This is a genomic window from Vibrio sp. V01_P9A10T6 (assembly GCF_963877065.1).
Classification (GTDB): domain Bacteria; phylum Pseudomonadota; class Gammaproteobacteria; order Enterobacterales; family Vibrionaceae; genus Vibrio; species Vibrio anguillarum.
Map to the genome: position 1 here is coordinate 1 of NZ_CAWNTB010000079.1, position 5,241 is coordinate 5,241.

The window sequence follows — 5,241 nt, forward strand, 5'->3', positions numbered from 1 at the left end:
CTCTACAACCTTGAACATGGCACAGTATACATTGACCTTATTAACCTTGGTTGGCCTTCTCATTGCAGCTTTCATTATGTGGAAGGTCGTCTATCTGTCGGTGGTAAAACGTTTAGCTGAATATTCATCGGCACTGTTATCCATCGCAAAAGGGCAACTGCAGGTGGAAGTAGCAGTTCAAGGAGAGGATGAACTGGCGCAAATGGGGCAGGCGATCATCACGGCTCGCAATACCGCGCAGTCTCTTAAAGTGGTGGCGGAAAGTGAAGCGCAGGCGAGAGAGGCGTTACAAGAACATAAAGAGCACTTAGAGGAAGTGGTTACCGAGCGAACAGAACAATTACAACACACCAATGAGAAACTCAATATGGAAGTGTTGAATCATGCCAAAGCTCGCAACTTAGCCGAGCAAGCCAACCGTGCTAAATCGGCATTTTTGGCCACCATGAGCCATGAAATCCGCACACCAATGAATGGCGTATTAGGCACGGCTCGTTTATTACAAGAGATGCCATTAACCGTTCAACAGCGCCAGTATGTGGACGTGATTAACCGCAGCGGCCACACCTTGTTGTCCATTTTGAATGATGTGCTGGATTATTCAAAAATTGAGGCCGGACACTTAGAAATTCGCAATGCCAACTTTAATTTGCATCAAATGGTGGACGATGTTTACCAACTGATGAAAGGACGTGCTGAAGAAAAGTCGCTTGAATTTACCAAGCAGATTGAACTGGATGTTGCTCCTTTTTGGGTGGGTGATATGACTCGCTTAGGTCAAGTGCTGACTAACCTTGTGGGTAATGCCATCAAATTTACCGATCAAGGTTATGTGGATATTTATGTCAGTCTTGATGCTGAAATGCCTAATCAAGTGACATTTGAAGTGTCGGATTCCGGTGTTGGAGTCAGTAAACAGGATCAAATCAGGCTGTTTGATGCGTTTACTCAAGCTTCCAGTGAACAGAGTTACAAAGGCGGTACTGGGCTTGGTTTGGCTATCAGCAAACGGCTTGTTGAAGCCATGGGCGGCGAGCTTAAGCTTGAATCAGATTTAGGCAAAGGAAGCCGTTTTGAGTTTACTGTTCCTTTACAGCGAGGAGAGGCAGTGGATGAAGTGGTTAAAAGGCCGATAGCCGCGACGCGAGAGGCCAACATCTTGCTGGTGGAGGATAACCCTGTTAACTGCATGGTTGCTGAAGGGTTTTTGACCAGTCTCGGCCATAATGTGCTCACCGCGAAAACAGGCGCTGAAGCTCGGGTTCTGTTTAGTGAACACAGGTTTGATATCGCACTGCTCGATATTAATCTACCTGACGTTAATGGTGTTGAGCTGTTGGCGCAGCTCAAACTTATCGAACGTGAACAGTATTCGCATCTACGCCCCACACCGATGATTGCTATTTCGGCGCATGTGTTTAATGAAGAGGTGGAAAGCTATTTAGCGGCTGGTTTTGATGGCTATTTGCCCAAACCTTTAGTCAAAGAAGATCTTGCACAACTTGTCCAGCAACGTATTGAACACAATACCTTACCCGTTGAGTTGATTGTGCCTACGCACGTAACCTCTGATAGCCAAAAATCCGCTCGTCCGATTATGGACGAGCGGATCCTACTCGCGGATATTGAAGTGCTAGGGCGTGACAAGATGAATGAAATCATTGAGCTGTTCGCCGATTGCACGCATGAATACCTACACGAGTTTCGTCAATCGAGGGAACAGGCTCAGGTCGTTAAGTCGTTAGCACACAAATTGAAAGGTTCAGCTGGCAGCTTAGGTTTGCATGCCTTGTTTGATCTGTGTTTAGTCATTGAGAAAAGTGCTGACTCTGCGCAAACTTATCAAGAGCTACAAGCGGAATTAGAAGCCTTAGCTGCTCAATCCATTCATTCACTCAGGTTACTGTTTATATAAATAATTGGCTGTTGGCATCATTAAAAAGGGCCTGCGACAAGCGCAGGCCAAGTTCCCTGTGGAGCAAGGTTTTTTAGGGGGAGGTGTTGAGATCACTGAATAATTTTAATGATCTCATGATTAGCGGCGCAGAACCCTACATTCTACGCGGCTAATTCTTTTACTACTGGCAACGTCAATAAACGACAGACGTTAATATTACCCACGCCTTCGATCGATTCTAATTGTGTCATCAAAATGGATGAAATATGGCGGTTAGCTGCGTCTTGTGCCAGAGCGTTAAGCACTTGCTGAGACAGCAAATCCGCTTGTGTCGCTAATGATGGAATATAGGTTGGTGTAACGCCGCGCAAAATGGTTAATTTACGTAGCAGTTCAGGCCTGTCGGAGAGTGCCCAAATGGTAGCTTGGCTTTGACAGCGAGACATCAACAGGGGTGTTTCTCCCTGTTGAGTTAAAATGGCGACCCCAAGATCTTTATGAACCTTAGTCGCCGATATCATGGAGGAAAGCGCGAAGCTTTTGCCCGCATCGCTGCACAAATGATGCAGTTTATCCCATGAATTTTGCGCACAGCCTAACTCTTGTTCTGCACCGTGAGCGATACGCACCATCGCTTCCACTGCTTCAATGGGATAGCTTCCCGCCGCTGATTCTGCTGACAGCATAATAGCGTCAGTGCCATCAATAATCGCGTTCGCTACATCAAGCACTTCTGCGCGTGTTGGCAGCGGGTTGTCAATCATCGACTCCAGCATCTGTGTTGCGGTGATAACGGGTTTGCCTAAATAGTTTGAGCGCGCAATCAACGCTTTTTGTACGCCGGGTAGGCGAGCATCACCGATTTCAACGCCTAAATCACCACGAGCAACCATCACAACGTCGGATACATTGATGACCGCGTCCATATTTTTTTGATCGCTCACCACTTCGGCTCGCTCTACTTTGGCGACAATGTGTGCATGACATCCGGCTTGTACCGCTAACCGGCGCGCTTCATGTAAATCCTGGGCATTACGTGGAAATGAGACGGCTAGAAAATCGGCTTGGAGTTTCGCGGCAGTGATGATGTCTCGTTTGTCTTTGTCCGTCAGTGCCGGCGCGGAGAGGCCACCACCGAGCAAATTAATGCCTTTGCGATTAGACAGCTTACCGTTGTTTATGACGCGAGTTTTTACCCACTGCTGTGGTTTGTTGAGTTCTTCGACCCGGAGTTGTACTCGGCCATCATCAAGCAGTAAAGTATCACCCAACTTCAAGTCTTGAATCAGCTGCGGGTAATCTAAGCCTACACGTTCTTGGTTACCAGCCATTGTGGGGTGAAGCCCATCGAGAATAAATGAGTCACCCGCTTTTAGAGTGATCGCACCGTCTTCAAAACAGGAAATACGGATCTTAGGTCCTTGTAAATCGACTAATATGCCGACACTGACACCAAGCTTTTGTGAAATGTCACGTACTAACATCGCGCGTTCAATATGCTCGTCAGCGGTGCCGTGAGAAAAGTTTAAACGTACAACGTTAACACCGGCATTAATGAGCTTAGTGATCATCTCACGGCTTTGGCTTGCAGGGCCAAGCGTTGCAACGATTTTTGTTTTACACATAGTGGTATCCTATAACGACACTCGCTATAGCCATTTTACTTGAAGCTATGGTGGTGCTAATTGCACTTGTCCATTGCTCTCGGCCGACATTTGGTCGATTTTTCAAGTGATTTGGATATAGAAAATAAGAATGAAAATAAGAAAATAACAGGGAGGATTATCCTCCCTGTATCAAGGGTGTTATAGATTAGAGACTTGGTTTCGTTTCCAGTATCTGGCCCGTAGGAGCATCAATATCCGTTACTTTCTTGGCATTCCATACCGTAGTCGCAAGCAGTAAAGAAATCACGCCAGCGGCCAACCAGAAATATTGTGCTTGAGTAAAGTCATATTTGGTTACGCCATCCACTTCCGTCATTTTAATCAATGATGAAGACACCAGTTCTTGAGCCGAAGCGGCTAAGTAAGAGAACAAACCAATAAAGCCCTTTACGGCACCGACGGCATTTTTAGGCATTAAGTCACAAGCCGTTAGGCCAGCAAGAAATACGACAAGCCCACCAATCGCAAAACCAATTAAGCCTAGAGCAACAGCATCTACCACACGGTTATCGGGGCCGAAGAACATCAAGCACATACCTGCAATGTTGGCAAATCCGTAAAGTAGCGTTGGGATATGACGGTTAGCGTTGAATACTTTATCTGAAATGATACCAGACAAAATAGCGCCCGCGAGGCCTGCAATAGGGTAAGTGGACATTGCAAAACCAGCATCAATCAGTGAATAGCCTTTGGTTTCTTGTAGGTATAACACCGCCCAAGAAGACATCGCATAGCGAGAGATATACATCGCGGCACAAGCAGCGGCAATCAGCCAGACAGTCGGTTGCTTCAAAATGAACAGTTGAGCGCGACGTGTTTCTTTTGGATCGTTGGCTTTTTTGAACTCGGGCTCTTCACCAAATGCTGTTGCAACATCAGGTAAACCATAGGTTTGCGGACGATCTTTCAGTACAAAGAACATAATCAATGCAGCGATGATGGCGGCAATGCCCGCACCGATGAAACCTGCTCGCCAGCCTAAATAACTCACTAGCGTTGCTGTTAGAATCCAAGTGATGCCTTCGCCGATATTTCGAGATCCTCCCCAAATTGAATAACGGCTTCCGCGTTGTTTAGGTGAGAACCATTGGAAAAGCGAGACGCAAGAAGGCGCAGAACCCACCGATTGGAACCAACCATTGACGGCCCAAAGTAACACAAAGAAGAATGCCGTGGTGTTCAACCCCATGAATATGGCAGTGGCACCGGAAAGCAGTAGTGAGAACGACATAAATCGGCCGATGTTGGCGTAGTCAGAAAGGAAACCGTTCGAAAACTTACCAAATGCGTAGGTGAAGAAGAAGGCTGATCCCATGATCCCGAGTTCTTCTATCGATACGATGCCCGCATCAAGCATCGGTTTTTTAACGACGCCTAAACTCATACGAACCACATAGAACATGGCGTATCCAAAGACTAAGCCTAAGAATACTTGCCATTGAAAACTTTTGAAACGCGATTGCATTGCGCCCTGAGAGCTATCCGATAGCGGTAGATCTGGGCGAGTTTTAAAAAAGTTAAGCATGGAGCTCTCCATTCATCAAATACTAAATAGGGTTATTACTAAATAGGGTTGTTTCGTTGTCGGAATGCATCTTCAAACAAATGGGTATGGGGCTCAAAAGTGCCAATTTGAGGCAGAAATGACTCAAATTGAGAGTGTGAATGGGTCAAAAA

The 5,241-nt window shown here is 46.3% G+C and carries 3 protein-coding genes; 1 reads left to right on the forward strand and 2 read right to left on the reverse strand.

The genetic code is table 11. From position 1 onward, the window contains the following. On the forward strand, positions 1–1,915 hold a 1,915-nt coding region (gene torS, locus AACQ21_RS04480; protein ID WP_105976867.1), incomplete at its 5' end, for a TMAO reductase system sensor histidine kinase/response regulator TorS. A 143-nt stretch (positions 1,916–2,058) separates the two neighbouring features. On the opposite strand, the gene pyk is transcribed toward torS, so the two are convergent. Beyond that, positions 2,059–3,522, reverse strand: a complete 1,464-nt coding sequence (gene pyk / locus AACQ21_RS04485) for a pyruvate kinase (RefSeq protein WP_105976868.1) — start codon at positions 3,520–3,522, stop codon at positions 2,059–2,061. A 187-nt stretch (positions 3,523–3,709) separates the two neighbouring features. Beyond that, positions 3,710–5,089: an MFS transporter gene (locus AACQ21_RS04490; protein WP_105976869.1), complete on the reverse strand. Its 1,380-nt coding sequence runs from the start codon at positions 5,087–5,089 to the stop codon at positions 3,710–3,712. Between the last annotated feature and the right edge of the window lie 152 nt (positions 5,090–5,241).